Below are 17,413 nucleotides of genomic sequence, written 5' to 3' on the forward strand. Positions count from 1 at the left end.
TGGATAAGCGTCGCGCTTCCGCGGCGGTGGTGTCGTTCAGTTCCCGAAGGGGTGCGGGAACCAGAACCAGATTTCGAGGAAGTAGCCAATGACTCACACTTCACCACCGAACATCGATCTCGATCGGCTCCCTGACAAACTCACGACTCGCGACCAGTGGGTCTGCTGGCGGACCGAACAGCGCGATGGGAAACCGACGAAAGTTCCGGTCGACCCACGGACCGGTGAGTACGCATCGGCGACTGATTCGACGACGTGGACGGAGAGCGAGACGGCCGTGGAGTATCTTCGAACGACGACGAGTACCGATGGAATCGGGTTCGTCTTCACCGCGGACGATCCACTCGTCGGGATCGACCTCGATGACGGTCGTGACCCCGACAGCGGTGCTATCGACGAGGCTGCGAGCGACATCATCGAGCGCTTCGATTCCTACACGGAATGCTCGCCCTCTGGGACTGGGTTCCACGTACTCGTTACAGGGACGCTCCCGGACGGACGGAATCGTCGTGGGGCCATCGAGATGTACGACAGCGCTCGCTTCTTTACCGTGACCGGTGAACACGTCGATGGAAGACCCCAGAGCATCGCGCGTCGGCAGGATGCCCTCACAGCGATTCACCGTGAGTACGTCCAAGAGACGGACACGAATTCGACAGGTGGTGACGATACCAGTGGCGAAGCGGCCGGGCGAACGAACAAAGCACCGAGGACAGATGTCACTCTCACCGATGACGACCTCCTCGAGAAAGCCCGAGCCGCTTCGAACGGTGAGAAGTTCGACCAGCTCTGGAACGGGACGGTAGCCGGATACAACAGTCACTCGGAAGCAGACATGGCGCTGTGCTGTTTGCTGGCGTTCTGGACCGGTGGCGACCACGCGTGGATCAACCAGCTGTTCCGGCAGTCAGGGTTGCTGCGAGAGAAGTGGGACGAGATCCACTACGCAGATGGGTCGACGTACGGTGAGAAAACCATCGAACGGGCAGTCGCAACCACCTCGGAATTCTACGACCCGGAGTTCAGTAATGAGGCCACGCAGCCGTCGTCTGCAACTGGTGGCTCGTCTACCGGAACCAACCATGACGATACGGAGCGGAGTACTGCATACCGCAAGGAGCGCAACCGGTTGCTGGCAGACCGCGTCGACGACCTCGAAGCGACGCTCGAACAGAAAGCTGAACGGATCGAGACGCTTGAAGCCGAACTCGAGCGGCTCAAGCACAACACAGATCCTGACCAGCAGTTGGACGCTGGCCACAATCGCCACGCGACTGATTCGGACGAGTGTGACGAACCGCCAGCGACAGCGTCCATGTGGAATCGAGCAAAGCGATTGTTCCGAGACGATTCCGAGTAGTTCACGAGGACCGTCAGCATCCTTGTGACGGTTCGTCGCCTGCTTGCTATCAGCTACGAGTCCCTGTTTCGTGGTCTTAACCAACAGAACGTCGTTGAAAGTAGTATCTGTTGGTTAACTCTCATCGGCGAGGACAATCATTGACTACGAGCGCGAATACGACTCGGCAACCCTAACCGGCGTCATCGCAGTCACAGAGACGAGCGACGACCGGACCAGCGACGATGTCTATGCGGACTTCACCGACTGGGCGACCGCTCGCTAGGAGCGTGAACATTCTGAGCGGGCTCGCCGACAGTGTGACGGGGTCGAGTACTTACGCGTTGTCGATCGACGAACACTGACAGAACCGCTCGAGTTGTGGATCGAACGTGACGATATGCTTGTGAACCGTTGTGGCGACTCGCCGCATCGCACGAGCCTGTTCCTTCGTCGTGACGGTCGTCCCGTAGTAGTGTTCCGTCCGGCGTGCATCGTACAGCGTTTTGAGCGACTCGATCGTGCTGTCTTCCAAGGGGACCTGTCCCTTCGCGAACTCGTAGGGTGATGTATGATCCCGTAACTCCCTCGCGTCAGTCCCAGTCATCGCTAGCAGGTATCCCTGGAGCGTGTGCTCGATGACGATGAACGAGTGTTCGAGAATCGCCCCGTAGTACTCGCCCAGTTCATCGATTCTGTTCGTCAGCTCGATCAACCGGCAGGCTTTCTGGATTTGGACCTCCCCATCGCTGGCATCGGGACCGGGGTTCAGTGTGGGCTCGAACGTCGGTTGCCCATGTGCGTGGCCAAACGCGTCTTCGGCTGCCGAAATCTCCTCGAGCAAGTGCGTTGGGTCACTCATGATCGAGAACTTCCTGCTTGACGCGGTCGAGCGTCTCTGAGGACAGCAGGGTGATTCCCGTCCCGAACAGCCGCTCCGTGTCGACTCGTTCCAGTTGATTGATGATCGATTGGGGCGTCTCGACGAGGATCTCGAACGAATATCGGTGTGCGGAGGCCCAGTCCTGGTCGTCCGCTTCGAGGGTCTCTTTCAGGTCGGCCCAGCCGCTTTCGAAATCGGCGTTCACTGCGTCTACGACCGCAATGGTTGGCGGAATCTGGAGTCTCTCGAGGCGTTTGGCGAGTTTGTTCGCGTGGTGTCGTTGCTGCATATGATCGCCACCGACGAGGACCCAGAGGTCGATATCCGATTGGCGGTCGGCCTCCCCTCGGGCAACGCTCCCGAACAGGATGATACCCAGGACGTCGTCGAGTTCGTCTTCCAGATAGTGGTACGCGACGCGCACGGGCGTCTGGAAGTTCGTTTGTGGGATGCTACGAATCGGGTCGTCCGGGTTGTCGAGTCGCTCCCTGTTGATGTGGACCCGCCGCGCATTGCCCTTGTGAAACGTCTCGACAAGCTCATTCGCCTCAAGGACGTCGACAGCTTCGCGGGTCGCCCGCTCGCTGAGGGGAACGACCTTCGAGAGTTGTCGAAGTGAGACGTTGATACTGGGATTGTCGCTGAGGAAGTTGAGGATGTATGTCGTGGCACCGTGCTTAAACAGGTCGGCATCTCGAACAGGGAGCGCGAGTTCGATCGACATTCCCCGATCCGAGTCGGGGGGGTCACCTGGGGCTTCTGTTGAACTGTGATTCTGCATACGGCATTGCAGCACACCAAACTATTTATACTTTATATTTAGTTGGTCGGGAGACTGAGCCCGGATACTACGACTCATGTTCGAGACAGCCCAGAGGTCAAGATAATAGCACCTCGCGCATCGGTCGTCCCTCGTACTTGACCATGAGGGAGCAGTCGGTTGGGCCGAGCATACCGAGACGCGAGACTGCGATGAGGTTAAGACCCGTTAACCTCATGTGCTCGCGGTTCGTTGCCGCACGTATGGCCGACGGCTCATCCGCATCGGCGTCGGGTGCCGACGATGGGGACGCCATCGACGCCCTCACGGCCGACCTCTTCGGCGAGCCCGCGCTCCTCGACCTCGATGCACATCTGGAGTTGTTCGAGGAGGTGGCCGCACGCCCCCGGTTCGGCGTGCTGTACGCCCTCCAGCAGGAAGAGCGACTGAGCGCGAAAGAACTCGGCGAGCGCCTCGGTCGGAGTGAAAACGGGCTGCACTATCACCTCGATCGGTTGGTCGACGCCGGGCTCGTGGCCAACCGTCGCGAATCGGTCCCCGACCGAGACGGGTTGTACTCGTATTACGAACTGACTGGGCTCGGTGCGGACCTCGTCGACGCAGTGACGGCGTTTATCGGTTCCGAGAAGACCGCACTCGAGGAGTACTGACACCCACGCACGGCGACCACGACTGCACACCTGGTCAATGACATCCAGCACTGATTCCTCGACCGAGGTCGGCGAGGAGGTCCGTCGACTCTACGAGCGGTAGGCGGCCGAGACCGACGAGGAACGTCGTGACATCGCCCTCGAAATGGGGACACTCGACGGTCGCCGTCACACCGATATCTGCACAGCGCTCGAAGACGAGTAACGCGGGGTAGATTTCTGCAGGAAGAATCGGAGACGTTTTTCGCCCAATGTCTTCGTAATCGGCAACGCTGCTTTCCGATAGGACACTGGCGCTACTCGGAGTGATAGTCTCCGTCGTCACTGGCCACTGTTCACTCAGGAGTTCCAATCTCGCTGGACACAATATTTCAGGCCACTCTATCTGCTAGGCACCCCCGCCTATGCCCCGTCAGACGGAGGTTTGGAGAGTAGTGAATATTCTTAACAGATGATTCGGACAGGAGTGGCTGATCTTAGACCTTCTGCTGATCGAGCGAGTTGTATCACAACTCGCTTACTCTGACCGCACAGCCCCCTGTTTCGACTCCAATCCGGGAGCACTCACCGCAAAGACTAGACGGGTTGCCCTGCAAACCCGTGTATGGTTCGCGTCGACGACTCGGGCGGTGTGACGAAGTGCTGGCCTAACCGTGACGAACTCGCCGGGCTTGACGCCGCCGCTGCTCGGGCCGACTGGAAACGAGAGATCGCAATCATGCTGATGGGCCGGTGTGGATTCCGCGCCGACGAGGTGAACTACCCCGGCGATGCTGAACTCCGGTGGTCGGAGAAAGGCGGGTGCTGGTTCGTCGAGATTCGAGGGAAGAACACCCGTGGGGGCGAGCCGAAGCTATGCGACGCCTGGATGCCCGAAGACGTCGAGGCGAATGTCCGCCGATTCTCACGCGAGCGGGGCCGCGGGACGGGAGAGTCATGGGTCGATGCCTCAAAGTCGAGTGTCCGCCGGTGGGTAAAAGAAGCCGCTGCGGAGGTGGCCGAGGACGCCGAGCAGTCCGAACGGTGGCTACAGGTGTCGAGCCACGATCTCCGGCGCTCGTGGGCGACATACCACCTAGTCGAGCGGCAGGTGGACGTGCGGACGATGATGTCCATTGGTGGGTGGAGCGACTACTCGACTATCGAACCGTACCTCGCAGAGCCGACAGAAGGGAGAATCGGCGAGGCGATGTCCCTCGCCTGACCGGGGCCGCTACACTACGTTCGAGGGCGTCGCGACTCGAACGTCAGCGTCGACCCGATTCTCGACGAACTCTTCGGCTACCGGAACGGTCGACGAAGGGACCACCAGGACGGCGGTGTAGTTCCGCTTGGAGGCGAACGCTTCGAGCTGCTCGCTGGCGTGGGTGTCCAGCGAGTCCCTCGTCTCTATCTCGATGGCCAGAAACCGAGGGAAGTCGCGGACCGTGATGTCGGGCCGGTACCTCTCGATTGTATCGGGCTGCCCGTTGCCGACCCCGGACTCATGGTCAACGTGGAGCGTTGCCTCCGGGGCTTCTCTCTCGATACTCTTTGCCGTCTTCCGGACGACGCGGTCGTGCTTTGAGGTAGTCAGATGGTCGTGGATCGAGACGGCACCAACGAGACCCACGAGGGCCGCGAGCGCTTTCCCGGAACTCATGCAGCACCACCTCGAATCGGAGTCCCGGCCGCTTTGTGGGTCAGCCGGTACCGGAGCGCGCCGTTCCGGAAGCCTATCTGGTCGTAGCCTTCCCCTTTCTCGACCTCGTCGGAGTCCTTGATCGCCCCGACGACCTTGTCGAGTTTATTCATCCGCTCGGCCTCCTCACCGGAGGCCATCGCATCCTCCAAGTTCTCTGGCGAGACGTCGAGGGCCTGCGACGCGACACCGCGTAGCGTCGACTCGTCCGCGCCCCCGTCTGCAAGCGGGGCTGCTTCTCGCTCGGCCTCGCGTGCGTGCAGGTCTTCGAGGAACCGTTCTCGCTCCTCGTCGACGTGTGCGCCAAGGTCCACGTCCTCACCCATGGGGTACTCGCCGGTCCGCTCTTTCAGGATGAAGGTAGACGGACCGGAGGGTTCGAGTTCCTCGACAACTCCCACCGCTTCGAGGTTGTCGAGGACCGTCTCGACCGTGTGGTCGAGTTCATCGCCGAGTTCCTCGTCCACTTCGGACCGTCGGACCGTCTCCTCGCTGGCCGCGGTCAACCCCTGTCGAGCGAACCATTCCGCCGTTCGGATTTGGTCCGCAACACTTGGTTGGCCGCTATTCACCGATCGTATCTGCTCTTGTATCGTGTCGAAACTCACGTGCTGACTATCGCAGCAGCTCGACTCGCCCAGTAGAGTAACGCTTAATCCACTCCAGCAAGAATCATGGGTTGCAATCGCCTTGCTGTCAGGGTGGACCGCTGCCGGGGAACCCATACTCGTGTGGGGGACCCGGAGCCTGCTCTAACAGGCTCGGTCCCCCTTGTTCAGTTCGTACCTGACTTATTAGCGGGTAGTAACACGTCCGGACTTAAAAATATCTAGGGTGCGTACCACCCCATTGTCTGGATTCAATCATGAGTCTGACTCAGGTCATATCGTAATACGATATGACGCCAAGATGCTAGTCCAGCCTACTCTAGAAGATATTGGGCTACACGAACTGTGTCACAATTCGGGTTTTCTATCCGAATTCTATCACACCGTTGAATCGGGTCTATTAATAGATACGTTACCGGGGTGAAAGTGGTTCGACAAGGGCACTAATTCCCAGACATAGCGTGGATTCCGAGTGGAAAAGAAGGGGGGTTGGGGTGATGATTTTCAGCCCTCGTGGGCGACGTACTCGGCAGAGTTGGCACTCTCAAAATAGCACTTCCTATTCAAGCAGTCATCCTTCCATCCACGACGGTTCGTGCGCCGTATCAAAGTGCCTCAGCATTCCCTCAGTCGGGGTTTCATCTGACGCTATCTCAACAATCGTACCGCAAATCATACACTCGTACGTTATTTTCTTATCTTCGGACGGGTCTGATGCTCCGCGTCAAGATCGCCTTCCAGATACCGCTCCCTGCCCTCGTAATCTCATACATCTGGTAGTCCCCCATCAACGGAGCCACCAATCCTGCTTGCGCTAGCATCCGACACCGTTCTCGAATCCGCCGCTCAATAGCGTCGAACCGCATTACGGAGGCCATCAGATTAGGACCTGACAGCGGCTCCTCCTCGACAAACTCTAGGATACGCTCGTCAAGCGTACACATCCAGCCCGCGGGCAATCGATCGCTCAATGTCTCGCGGCCCCCACTACGCACCTCATCCTCAGGGTGCTTACAGGGCCAGGGGATGGCCGAGGTAACCCTGTCTGTTCTGAGTCCTCCAAGGTTGCGACAGGATCACTGAGCGTCAAATCCGATTGAGCAGGTGGTTGGGATGGCTCGCCCCGCTCGCCGCTGCCGCCCTCCGCGTGCTCACGGCTCCTCCCGGTCGCCGTTCGCTATCGAGGCGCTCCCTGCAGTCGCGCCTCGCTTCGCTCGCGACCGACCATTCCGGGCATGCAGCGGCTCCCGATAGTCGCCGCTGTTCCGGGCTGAAGTGGATGTGCCCTCGCGCCAGCGGGTATCCGTCGGGGGTTCGCGTGGCTCACCCCCCACGCATACTCCGCTGGCCGCTCGCTCCGGGCGGGTCGGACGCGCGGGGCTGGTTGGTTCATCGTCCGACGGCGCTCTCGCTCGCGCCCCATGGGCGCTCGCGACGGCGCGAGCGAGAGCGCGCACGTGACTGGTCGTCTTCGTGTGAAAAGCCGCGATGTAGTAGCATCGCGGCGGTCGGGCGCTGTGTGAGCGCCGTCGGACAGACAGCAATGTCGAGTACTAACGGTACGAGTGAAGTAGTTTCGGTCGATGAACAGGGCTTCGAACAGACGAACGCAGGTGCGGTCGACGAGGAGGGCTTCGAAGTCGTCGAGGAGACCCCGGAGTTCCGGGCGAGCGTCGATCAGGAAGTGCAGGCGAAGGTGGACGCCAACCACCCCGACGGGCGGGTCGAAGACGGCCCGGATCACATGGTCGGGAAGACCCTCGCACAGGAAGAGCGCATCAAGGCGCGAGAGGCAGAGTTGGCGCACATCAGTCAACAGGCGACGCTGAGCGAGCAGGAGGGACGGGCGGAGCGAACGCGCGAGGTCGTGACCGAGCAATGTGGGCGGGAGGACGAAGCGGAGCCGGACGTGGCGCCCCAGGCGGTGCTGACAAAGGAGGAACTGGCCGAGGTGAATCGGCAGGCAGCCCGGATCAACGAGCGGGTCGATGGCGGCTGGTCGCGAGCAGTCGTCGCACAGGAACTGGCCAAGCGGGCCGTTGGTCGAGAGAACCTGACGGAGGCAGTGTTTGAGGTGCTGGACGAGCAGCGAGCAGTCCCAGGGACGGTCGTGCCGATCGCTGAAGTGCCAGACGTGCCGGTCGGCGAGGTGACCGTCGAGGGCGTCGTGACGGAACTCTGGGCGTCGTCGTCCCCCCGAATCCAGCAAGTGGGACTGATCGAAGACGAGAGCGGGCGAACGAAGTTCACCGTCTGGGAGCGCTCGAACCAGACCATCGTCCGTGAGGGCGAGACGATCAGGTTCCGGGCGGCAGCGAAAAACTGGTACCAAGGGCGGTGTTCGCTCGCGCTGACCGGCTGGTCGGCCATCGAGTTCCCCAAGCGCGGGCGGTGGTGGGACCAGTAGATGGGGCGTGGGCGGTTCTTTTTTGTTGGGTGCCGGACCGACCCGAACCCCGCCGCCCCACCCTCCGCTCCCGGCCTCCCTCCGGTCGGCCGGCAGCCACAACCGGAGTCACAGCTTTGGGAGTGGTGTGCCCAGAAACAGGACCGCTGTCGCGACGCAGTCTGTTTATTTGCCCCCTGGAAGGGCGGAGGACGGACGATGGATTTACAAACTCATCTCACCGAAGACTGTGAAGCAGACCCGTTCGCTTGAGTCCTGTTCAGCCTATACAGACTAGTCGTCCAGGTCTAGTCCTGCTGTAGGCTTCTCTTCGCCCGCGAACGTCTCCAGCAAGTACAGCACGCTGAACCCGAGGTTCTCATGGATCCAGTCCTGATTCGAGTAGATGTCCGTGAAGTCGCCGGTCACGAAGTGGCTGATACCGATTTCCTCCTTCAGGAACACGGCGTCACAGATCAACGCGATATCCGCGTTGTTCTTCATGTGGATTGGCCACTCCTTCAACCGCTTCTCGACGTCGGGATACTCGCGGTCCCGCATCGGTTCCAGATAGACACGGGCCTCGATCTGGTCCTTGTGCTTAATTGACCGCTCCATTAAGACGTCCTTCAGCTTCCGAGCAGCCTCCCGAGCTGTCCGCCGAGTGAGCTCGCCCTCCTTCTCGAAGTACCACTCAAAGTACTTCTGGAGCCGAGGCCGCACCTCCTTCTCCTCGGACTCCTTCATATCGAACCGCTCGACGTACTCGTCCATCACCGTCTCAATATCGAGCTCGTCGTCACTGTAGGTTTGCAGCATCTTCCCGAACTGCCTCAGCTTCAACCGGAGCTTCGCCCGTTTCTCCCCGTACAGGCCTTCGTCCCGGTCTAACCGGATGTCGGCGGAACGCCGACTGTTGTCCCCGGTACTGGAGCAGTACTCGTAGACGGCGTTCTTCCCGGTGTAAATCGTGTTGTCGGTGTCGAACAATCGTTTGGCGTCAGGGTACCACCGGTCATTGATGAAGGTGAGTCCGAGCAGGCAGTTGGTGTCTACGAAGTACCGGGTCATGGAGGGGGTGGTTAGGGGGCGGGTGAGAGACCGAGGAGGGCGATTGCAACCCCGTCAGCGGCTTCGGACACTACTTGGTTCTCTTCTAGGTCTGTGTGTAGCCGGGAGCGTTCTCGCTCTATCAGTTCGAGTTCCTTCCGGATATCCTCTTGTCGACCTTCAAGGTCCTGCGTGTCTAGTTCCTCGGCGATCTCTTCGGGGGTCAACCCGGTGTTTTCGCGTTGGGCGAGGTCGATGCAGAAGATGGTCCAGAACAATTCAGAGACCTTCAGGGCCTTCTGCGGCCGGTACTCTTCGGCATCAAGTTCAGCACTTACGACCGAGTACCAGAGATCTAGGTCCTGCACCAGCCACGGGTAGTCGTCGACCGGGAAGGTATCGATGATATCGAAGACCGTGTTGATGACTGCTTCCCTGCTGGAGTCTACTTCGGGGTAATCTGGTTTATCGTCGATAGCGTCACTGAGCTGTTTGTCGAGTCGTCGGTAGTGGCGTTGGACGTCGTAAGGCGCGTCCTCGTACATGTCATCGGTCAACCCCTCCGTATTTTGTTCGTATAGACGGTTGAGTGCTCGGGAGAGTGCGAGTCGAGCCTTTGTCTCTTCCTCCCTGGGGAGGCTGACCTGAGAAGCTGAAAGGCTACAACGGACTTCTCGGCTATCGTCACTCCAGTCTACCGTGACCGGGGATCCACCGGTCTTCGCCATGGTTCCGAACTTGTACCAGAAGTGCTGGATATCCGTGTCCAATCCGACATCGTTGAGTTCCTTGTCTGCGAAGTAGAGCAGTTTATAGAAGGTTTTAGGGCGTAACGGGTTCGAGTAGAATCTCTCGTCCAAGAGAAGGGCCGTTACCTCCCCTACGCTCAGTGTAGAGGTCATGCTTATTCGAGGCTAACAGCACCACCTCTAATTACTGTATTGAAAACAGTGAATCTGAATCAGGTACCCCCAATACCGTGGCCAGGCATCCAATTCTCGGCCTGAGTCCGGGACCGTTCACTGCGACGAAACGATTTAGGTACTCCATTGTGAGGTTCGGCATAACGTGGCGCTCACCAACCTCCTAGGCGAACGCGAGGCCCTCGCTAAAAACTCGGAGATCTACGGTGACAAGGTCCAGGAGTACATGGAGGCGATGGGATATTACATCACGGAAACATCGCCCACCCATGGCGGGCTTGTCGACCAGAAATACGAACTCCCAGAGATCAGGGGTGACCGAGAGGTCTGGGTCGAGCTCAAGTGGACAAACCAGCGCCGTCACGGGAAGAAATTCCTCGAGGAAATGGGGAAGTACTTCCTCCACTACATGGACCGGTCTCCTGAGAAACGGTTCGACGTGGCCATCTTCGGGCGGAACCTCGAGAACTTCAAAGAGTGGCGGAAGATCTTCGACGTCACCAAGCGGACCGACGAGGCAATCCAGGAGTTCTACGACCGGGTCTGCGAGAACGACAAACTCTCGGACGACCATCGAAGGAAGATTAAGAGCTATTCGATGGACGATTTCGAGGAGTTCCTGAGTGACACCCACGTCTACCAGGCCGACTACGACTCGCTCTTGATGAAGATCGAGGAGTTCGAGAAAGACGACCGATTCAAACCCGACTTCTTCCAGCGCGAAGCCGAACCCTTTACCGACAGGTCAGAGCTGACCACCAACCTCGTCGAGATAACAGAGTACCCTGAAACTCTGTACATCGGAGACCAGGTGGAGGGCGCGACACAAGAGGTAGCATTCAAGCTACGCCCATTCACGGTACCGACGTGGTTCAAGTCGAACAAGGTGTATAGCCTGTTGCCGCCGGAGGAAATTCCGAGAGCGGTCAAACAGTTCATTGATCCGGACACGGTCGAGGTGACCGGGTTCCGGTCGTGGGTAGAAGCCGACCAAGGGAACGCCGATATTGGGAAACGGCTGATCCGGGCCGTTGTCCTCTCCAAGGGTGAAGACCGTGGCTGCATCGCGATAAACTACCGTAGCGACTACCACCTCTACTTCCCACACGAAGACCCCGAAGCGGAGGTCCGGAAAGAAGAGGGGCGGCAGGTCACAAAACACTATGATGAGGCCGAATCACCCTTCTTCCGCCACCACTCACTCCGTATCGGCATCCTCGAATACTCGGGACAGTACTTCCTCACCCTGAAACCGGCTATCCTGTTCACCACCAACGGGAAAGAAAACCGGATCACCGGGGAACAAGCCAAACCGTTACACGACAGGTTCAGCCCCAGCCGACACGGGAACAACCGGAAAACACGGAGCCGGATCAACCACTGGTGGAAAATCCTGGACTACGGCGACCCCAAACAGGACAATCTGGACATCGGGACAGACCCCGTGATGCTCGAAGTCAACAAAAGGCCGCCCAAAGACACCGACGAACGGGACGGCACCATGCAGAACAAGTGGATAGGAGATTTCCAATGAACGAGTTCACCGCCGAAGTCCTCGACGAACCCGGCTTGATGTTCGCCGACGGCGAGGAATCCATCGACCCCCGAGTCGGATTGATGAAATACGGACCAAGAACTCCATCCGGCAAATCCGAACACCAGGTAATCAACATCGGGTACATCGGGTCTGGCCGGTCTCTCGGCGGCCTCGAGAAACTGTTCAAGGACATGGAGCTGGCGATTACCGCCGACGAGGACAAGTCGAAGCGGTGGAAACCACCGTTCCCCGGCCTCGGCGAACGGTCGCCGCTGAACTTCACGTTCAACACGCAGAAGCGGTGGCGGCAGACGATCACTCGAGGCGAGATCCGGGACCTGAAACAGATCCGCAGCCGGAAAGATCGGTTGGAAGAAGCGGTTGAGATCATCAAGATCAACCTTGAAGTCCTGTACGCCAAGGAAACGCCGCCTGACGTCGTGTTCATCGCGATTCCAGAAGCGATGTGGGACGCATGCACTCCATCCCACCAAGACCATGCCCGGATGCAGTCAGAGACCAGCGACTTCCACAACCGGATTAAGCTGCTAGGGATGGAAGTCGGGTTGCCGACGCAGCTGATGCAGCCGAAGACCCTCCGCGGTGAGGGCGTCCAGGACAAGTCCGAGATCGCATGGAACATCGCGGTCGGAACACTGTACAAGGCGCAACGCGGCCATCCTTGGAAACTAACCGAGCTGGAGGACGGAACGTGCTTCGCCGGGATATCCTTCTACAAAGAGCGAGGCGGAGACCAATCCCGGACACGGACAGCTATGGCCCAAGTCTTCCTGGAGACAGGGGAGAACTTCATCCTTCGAGGCGACCCCGTCGAAGGAGAGAAGCACGGCCCAGGGAACAACCACCTCGCAGAAGACGACGCCAAGCAACTGGTAAAGAAGATTCTCAGGCACTACCGTAGCCACAAAAAGACTGAGCCGCGACGACTGGTGCTTCACAAGCGGTCGGAGTTCTGGGAAGAGGAGCGAGAGGGCTTCATCAAAGGTGCCGGGAACATCGAGTTGATGGACTTCGTTACGGTCCGAGAGCGGCACCCAGTCCGGGCCTTGAGTTCCGGGATCTATCCGGCGCTTCGAGGCACGATGGTCTCCGCACCGAACAACGAGGAGCACTACCTGTACACGAAGGGGTACATCCCGGCCTTGTCGACGTATCCGGCCTCGAACATCCCGGAGCCGATCGTGGTCAAGCCGGATCCAGAGGTCAGTGACTCATCGCCACAGAAGCTGTGCCGAGAAATGCTGGCGTTCACGAAACTAGACTGGAACACTTCGGATTTCTGCACGAAGCTTCCGGTTACAATCGGAATCTCAGATGCCGTTGGGAACATTCTGGCTGAAGCTGAAGCTCAAAACACCAGTCTGGACATCCATTACTACCATTATATGTAGAACATCAGCTAGATTGTGCTCTAGTTGACTGGAGTACCGATGCCATCCGTTTCTATCGGCCCCTCAATGGGTGAGGGGCCCGCTGTACTGGCGGGTCCCTGAATACGGTGAGAACGATGGCAACCAGAGACATCTACGAAACTGGCTTCGACGAGGACGTCCGAGTTGAGTCAAGCGCGAACCAATGTCCCGAATGCGACGGCCGGGTCACCACGAGCGCGGTCGAAACGGTCTGTGAGGACTGTGGGCTAATCATCGACGAACAGCCAATCGACCACGGCCCCGAGTGGCGTGCCTACGACCAAGAGGAGTGCGAACGCACGGGTGCCCCACTCACGGCAGCACGCCACGACCGGGGCCTGTCGACGGAGATCGGCCGGAACGTCGACGCGAGTGGCAGTGACCTCTCGGGGCGAAAGCGACGACAGCTGGGTCGACTTCGACGGGAGCACCGACGCGGGAAGTTCCGGTCGACCGCCGAGCGGAATCTCGCACACGGACTGGGTGAGGTTCGACGCATCGCCGGGGCACTCGGCCTCGCCAAAACGATTCGCGACCAGGCGTGCCAACTCTTCCGGAGCGCGCAGTCAGAGGGACTGCTACCCGGGCGGTCAATCGAGGCGATGGCCGCGGCGAGTGTCCACGGCGCCTGTCGGTGCAACGGCTGTTCGCGAACACTCGACGACGTCGTGATTCCTGCGCGAGTCGACGAGACGAGCGTGCGCAGCGCCTACAAGACGCTCAACCGAGAACTCGGTCTTCCGGCGAAGCCCGTGACCCCGAGCGCGTTCGTTCCCCGACTCGCGTCAGCACTCGACGTTTCGAACGAGGTGCGACACCAGGCGCGACGGCTCGCAGAACAGGTGGAGTCGGCGGGCGTAGTGACGGGCGCCAGTCCCTCCGGCGTCGCTGCGGCCTGTCTCTACGACGCGCTCCGTGACCACGAACGAGGCGTGACGCAGGCAGCGGTCGCCGAGGCTGCGAACGTCACGGCGGTCACGGTACGAATCCACTGGAAGACGCTCCAGGAAGTCGCCCACTGACCTGCTCAATTAGAGACGGTGCACTCAGTATCAGGGGTGGGAGGGAGGCGAGCGTTTATCCGTGAAGCTAGGACCAAGGCGTCGTAGAGTAGCCAATGACCGGACGTCACTATGACTTCGAGGAGTTCGCACCGCTGGGTGAAGTGACCGATTGTTCTGATACTGACCGTCCCACGAAACGTGGTCGGCAGTCGAGTCGGTCGGCTGCTACTCGTGCGCCCACCGACTATCCAGCGAACATGAGCGATGCAGCGCCCGAGTGTCGGTCGTGTGGCGCGTCAGTTCCGTCGGGTCAGACGAAATGCCGGTTCTGTCTGTCGAACCACATCGATCCATCGAACAGTCGAGCCTCGTCAACGACGGAGTGGAGGCTACTCCACGCCGTTCACTTCCTCGTCGAAGCGTCATCGGCCGACAGCGCACTCGCGAAGGGGGCGGCTGCAGCGGAACTCCTTGCCGATGGAGACGCAGATGCCGTAGTTGGTGACTGCCGACTCGTCGACGCGTTCGACGAACCGCCAGCACTACAACTAACCGACCAGTGGCCCGCCCTCCCCGCAGCAGTTCGCGTGAGGACAGCACTCGGTGAGCGCGTCCTCGACCATGCTTGTGACCGGACGGTATGGCGTGATTCTGCTCACTCGAGCGCCGCCCGCTCCCACGCGACGTATCTCTACGATGAGGGTGGCAGACCGATTCGTGACAAGCGTCGACTCGACGATCGTCTCGAGGAGGCGAGCGACGACTGGCTCGTGCCCGCGATCGCGCTTCAGCGAGATGCTGAGGACGTGAACGACCAGCCCAGTGATTACCAGTCGCTGGTGACACGGACGCTCGACTGTCGGGAGTGCGCACGGTCAACCGACCACCGATTCTGCAGTATCGAGGAGCTCCCGAACGAGCACTGGAGTGGCCAGCCAGTCTGGGGATGTCAGCGATGCGGGACGCACCGTTACGGCCCACATCCAAGCGACGAGCGGTAGCGAGCCGTGGGTGGTCATCGTGTCTAACAAGGTGTTATATGGACGTAGTCGCTACAGGCGCGTATCTGGCGCTGTTATGTCTCGCAATCCACCGACGCCACTCGGCCCGACCGCTTCGGAGGCCCTCGAAGAACTCAGCGACCCCCTCGAAGATAACGATGGCCTGACGCTAGACGAAGCGACGCAGATACTCGCTGACGGCGACCTCGATGCTGTCGGAGCACAGGATACGATCGAGCAGCTCCGACTGCGCGGCTACATCTATGAGGTTGAGGGGCAACTCTTCTTGACACCGACGCGGTGAGCCGCCTCCGGTGCTTCTGTAAGGAGCCTCGTCGCAGAGCGCTTCGTGACGTGGGTGAGCGCTTCAACCCGTTTACGGTGCTTCTGTAAGCCTGATTCATAGTTGTGGATTAGTGGTCCACTCGTCAGTTCTGCTGGTAGGCGCCGTCTGCGTGTCTTTCAGTCATCGGTGGTTCCCACACAGTAGTTCTCCGTCTGTTTGTTCCCATACCGGTGTTACTCGGTGGTGCCGCCGAGCAGTCGGTCGCGTTCGGCCTTCGGAACCATCGTCCGTTCCTCTCCGCACATTTCGCATTTCCGGGTTATCACGCGTCGGATGTCGCCGACGACGGCTGTTTCGAACGTAAACCACTCGTGGTCAGGAAATTCGTTATCGCCGGGGCATTTCGCATTGTTCGGTATCCCCTCGTGTTCGGAGGGGTCGAGCGTCAGCGGTCGGTTGGGGTACTTCGCCATACCCGTCGTACCGTCGGGGTATCGATATGTCTTTCCGACGATTCCATTCGGGTTAATGGAACTCGCGTTCTGTTCGCGCGCTGTGCGTCACTACATATTGATGAAACTGTCATCCCCAAGTACTCCGAGCGTCAGGTATGTGGATCGAATCTATCCCATATGCACAGCATCTGGATGTCTTCGGATTGATCGTAATCGGTCTGCTCGTTGAGAGGCACTACATCAGTCGCCCATCGATCTTCGCGAACACAATCGCGCTCAACGTCCACTTCTATCAAAATCCGATCTTTGAGCCGCTACTCGTCTGGTATGCAAATATTGGACTCGTGTTCGGGGCGATCGCTATGTTGACATACCTAATGGATGAGCGGCTCCCATCCTCCTACTACGAGCTCGCAATGCTGGTCTACTCATCAATTCCTGCTGCCCTAGTCATATTCTTGACGCTATAATGCGTCTGTGGGGCATTGCTCTCTCACGGAGCGATAACTACCCATACTGCCGCTAACCCTCCGTAGACGAATAGTAAGACGATAGCGAGGGCGATAATTGCGATGACGGCAGTTCGATAGTCGGTTTGCGCGCGGTATGGTAGTAGATATTAAGGGTTCGATTGCGAGATATTATCTTCTCAAGCTAATATTGTTGCCATCTCACTCTGCGAGTTTGTACCGCCCGTCGACCTCGACGAGCAGCCCCTCCTCGACGGCCGTCACGATCGCATCGCGGACCTCCGCCGGTGAGACGACCGTCTGTGACGGCCCGGGGTCGCTGCGGTCTACACGGATGAGCGTCTGGACGATGACGTGTTCGGCGACGGTCTCGGGTTGGTTTGGGGTACTATTGGCGGCGACGACGCCGGCGACGCGTTGGGGGAGCGCCTCGCCCTCACCGGGAGCGATGGTAGGCATGTCTCATTGATACTACCCTAGTGGCAAAGGTCTGCCCACTGCGAGAGTTCCACGAACAACAATACTGATAGACGAAACAACTATTGAGTGGTGATTGCTGCTGCTGTATGGGGAAAGACCCGCGTGACACTACAATTGGCCCCTGCTGGCTTCTCGATTCCACACTTCCCGCGACAGATTCTTCCCGGTTAGTCGCCTCACCCAGCCCGGTACCAAGATAAGATTACTATTCCGTTCCTAGTGGAGTACCGGGTTTATCACGAATGACATTATACAGCGTATAACGGAGGTGAGAATATGGACACCAGAACAGCACAGACCCGAACGGAAATCGACTTTCTGCCGCCTTTTGGGCAGCCGGAAGTCGTCACGACGGGCGATCGTGCCGTTGATGTCGCATTGGGAGCTGCGGCAATCGGAGGTGCCGTCGTGTTGCTATCAGACGACTGACCTGCACCTGTAGGGTC

20 protein-coding genes are annotated in these 17,413 nt (G+C 59.2%); 11 read left to right on the top strand and 9 right to left on the bottom strand.

Going from position 1 to position 17,413, the window contains the following annotated elements; translation table 11 throughout:
• Positions 1-88 precede the first annotated feature (88 nt).
• A complete protein-coding gene (locus NKG96_RS20020; RefSeq protein WP_254538699.1) occupies positions 89-1,360 on the top strand; it encodes a phage NrS-1 polymerase family protein in 1,272 nt (423 codons plus the stop codon).
• A gap of 316 nt (positions 1,361-1,676) precedes the next feature.
• Here the strand turns inward: NKG96_RS20020 and NKG96_RS20025 are convergent, their stop codons facing one another.
• Both NKG96_RS20025 and NKG96_RS20030 read right to left on the bottom strand, forming a co-directional pair.
• Entirely contained in the window at positions 1,677-2,201 is a 525-nt protein-coding gene (locus NKG96_RS20025) for a DUF8154 family protein (protein ID WP_254538700.1), read from the bottom strand.
• The gene (locus tag NKG96_RS20030; RefSeq protein ID WP_254538701.1) at positions 2,194-3,003 is read right to left on the bottom strand and encodes a nucleotidyltransferase domain-containing protein; all 810 of its coding nucleotides are present in this window, start codon (positions 3,001-3,003) and stop codon (positions 2,194-2,196) included. The genes NKG96_RS20025 and NKG96_RS20030 overlap by 8 nt, the downstream gene beginning before the upstream one ends.
• A gap of 143 nt (positions 3,004-3,146) precedes the next feature.
• On the opposite strand from NKG96_RS20030, the gene NKG96_RS20035 reads away from it, so the two are divergent.
• Positions 3,147-3,653, top strand: a complete 507-nt coding sequence (locus tag NKG96_RS20035) for a winged helix-turn-helix domain-containing protein (RefSeq protein ID WP_254538702.1) — start codon at positions 3,147-3,149, stop codon at positions 3,651-3,653.
• A gap of 34 nt (positions 3,654-3,687) precedes the next feature.
• Here the strand turns inward: NKG96_RS20035 and NKG96_RS20040 are convergent, their stop codons facing one another.
• Positions 3,688-3,978, bottom strand: a complete 291-nt coding sequence (locus tag NKG96_RS20040; RefSeq protein ID WP_254538844.1) for a hypothetical protein — start codon at positions 3,976-3,978, stop codon at positions 3,688-3,690.
• A gap of 279 nt (positions 3,979-4,257) precedes the next feature.
• Between NKG96_RS20040 and NKG96_RS20045 the strand changes: the two genes are divergently transcribed.
• A complete protein-coding gene (locus NKG96_RS20045; protein WP_254538703.1) occupies positions 4,258-4,857 on the top strand; it encodes a tyrosine-type recombinase/integrase in 600 nt (199 codons plus the stop codon).
• A 9-nt stretch (positions 4,858-4,866) separates the two neighbouring features.
• Here NKG96_RS20045 and NKG96_RS20050 read toward each other — a convergent pair whose 3' ends face one another.
• Positions 4,867-5,295: a hypothetical protein gene (locus NKG96_RS20050; protein WP_254538704.1), complete on the bottom strand. Its 429-nt coding sequence runs from the start codon at positions 5,293-5,295 to the stop codon at positions 4,867-4,869.
• Entirely contained in the window at positions 5,292-5,801 is a 510-nt protein-coding gene (locus NKG96_RS20055) for a hypothetical protein (protein ID WP_254538705.1), read from the bottom strand. The genes NKG96_RS20050 and NKG96_RS20055 overlap by 4 nt, the downstream gene beginning before the upstream one ends.
• Positions 5,802-7,485: 1,684 nt before the next feature.
• Between NKG96_RS20055 and NKG96_RS20060 the strand changes: the two genes are divergently transcribed.
• Entirely contained in the window at positions 7,486-8,349 is an 864-nt protein-coding gene (locus NKG96_RS20060; protein WP_254538706.1) for a DNA-binding protein, read from the top strand.
• A 273-nt stretch (positions 8,350-8,622) separates the two neighbouring features.
• Here the strand turns inward: NKG96_RS20060 and NKG96_RS20065 are convergent, their stop codons facing one another.
• Both NKG96_RS20065 and NKG96_RS20070 read right to left on the bottom strand, forming a co-directional pair.
• Positions 8,623-9,399: a hypothetical protein gene (locus NKG96_RS20065; RefSeq protein WP_254538707.1), complete on the bottom strand. Its 777-nt coding sequence runs from the start codon at positions 9,397-9,399 to the stop codon at positions 8,623-8,625.
• Positions 9,400-9,410: 11 nt separating this feature from the next.
• Positions 9,411-10,280, bottom strand: a complete 870-nt coding sequence (locus NKG96_RS20070) for a hypothetical protein (RefSeq protein ID WP_254538708.1) — start codon at positions 10,278-10,280, stop codon at positions 9,411-9,413.
• Between the two features lie 166 nt (positions 10,281-10,446).
• On the opposite strand from NKG96_RS20070, the gene NKG96_RS20075 reads away from it, so the two are divergent.
• The 5 genes from NKG96_RS20075 (at position 10,447) to NKG96_RS20095 (ending at position 15,580) form a co-directional block, all read left to right on the top strand.
• A complete protein-coding gene (locus NKG96_RS20075) occupies positions 10,447-11,835 on the top strand; it encodes a hypothetical protein (RefSeq protein WP_254538709.1) in 1,389 nt (462 codons plus the stop codon).
• Positions 11,832-13,250: an argonaute/piwi family protein gene (locus NKG96_RS20080; RefSeq protein ID WP_254538710.1), complete on the top strand. Its 1,419-nt coding sequence runs from the start codon at positions 11,832-11,834 to the stop codon at positions 13,248-13,250. Before NKG96_RS20075 ends, NKG96_RS20080 begins: the two co-directional genes overlap by 4 nt.
• Positions 13,251-13,366: 116 nt before the next feature.
• Entirely contained in the window at positions 13,367-14,293 is a 927-nt protein-coding gene (locus tag NKG96_RS20085) for a transcription initiation factor IIB (RefSeq protein ID WP_254538711.1), read from the top strand.
• Between the two features lie 95 nt (positions 14,294-14,388).
• Positions 14,389-15,276 (top strand): biosurfactant protein 1, encoded by an 888-nt coding sequence (locus NKG96_RS20090; protein ID WP_497007242.1) that lies wholly within the window; start codon positions 14,389-14,391, stop codon positions 15,274-15,276.
• A gap of 76 nt (positions 15,277-15,352) precedes the next feature.
• Positions 15,353-15,580, top strand: coding sequence for a hypothetical protein (locus tag NKG96_RS20095; RefSeq protein ID WP_254538713.1), 228 nt, complete (start codon positions 15,353-15,355; stop codon positions 15,578-15,580).
• 215 nt (positions 15,581-15,795) lie between these two features.
• On the opposite strand, the gene NKG96_RS20100 is transcribed toward NKG96_RS20095, so the two are convergent.
• Positions 15,796-16,035 carry a hypothetical protein gene (locus NKG96_RS20100; RefSeq protein ID WP_254538714.1) on the bottom strand — a complete coding sequence of 80 codons (240 nt, stop codon included), beginning with the start codon at positions 16,033-16,035 and terminating at the stop codon, positions 15,796-15,798.
• A gap of 137 nt (positions 16,036-16,172) precedes the next feature.
• Between NKG96_RS20100 and NKG96_RS20105 the strand changes: the two genes are divergently transcribed.
• Entirely contained in the window at positions 16,173-16,487 is a 315-nt protein-coding gene (locus NKG96_RS20105; protein WP_254538715.1) for a hypothetical protein, read from the top strand.
• A 201-nt stretch (positions 16,488-16,688) separates the two neighbouring features.
• On the opposite strand, the gene NKG96_RS20110 is transcribed toward NKG96_RS20105, so the two are convergent.
• Positions 16,689-16,946, bottom strand: coding sequence for a hypothetical protein (locus tag NKG96_RS20110; protein ID WP_254538716.1), 258 nt, complete (start codon positions 16,944-16,946; stop codon positions 16,689-16,691).
• Positions 16,947-17,243: 297 nt separating this feature from the next.
• Here NKG96_RS20110 and NKG96_RS20115 point away from each other — a divergent pair, with 297 nt between their 5' ends.
• On the top strand, positions 17,244-17,396 hold the full coding sequence (locus NKG96_RS20115; protein ID WP_254538717.1) for a hypothetical protein: 153 nt from the start codon (positions 17,244-17,246) through the stop codon (positions 17,394-17,396).
• Positions 17,397-17,413: the final 17 nt, after the last annotated feature.

This window comes from Halomarina litorea (assembly GCF_024227715.1).
Lineage (GTDB): Archaea > Halobacteriota > Halobacteria > Halobacteriales > Haloarculaceae > Halomarina > Halomarina litorea.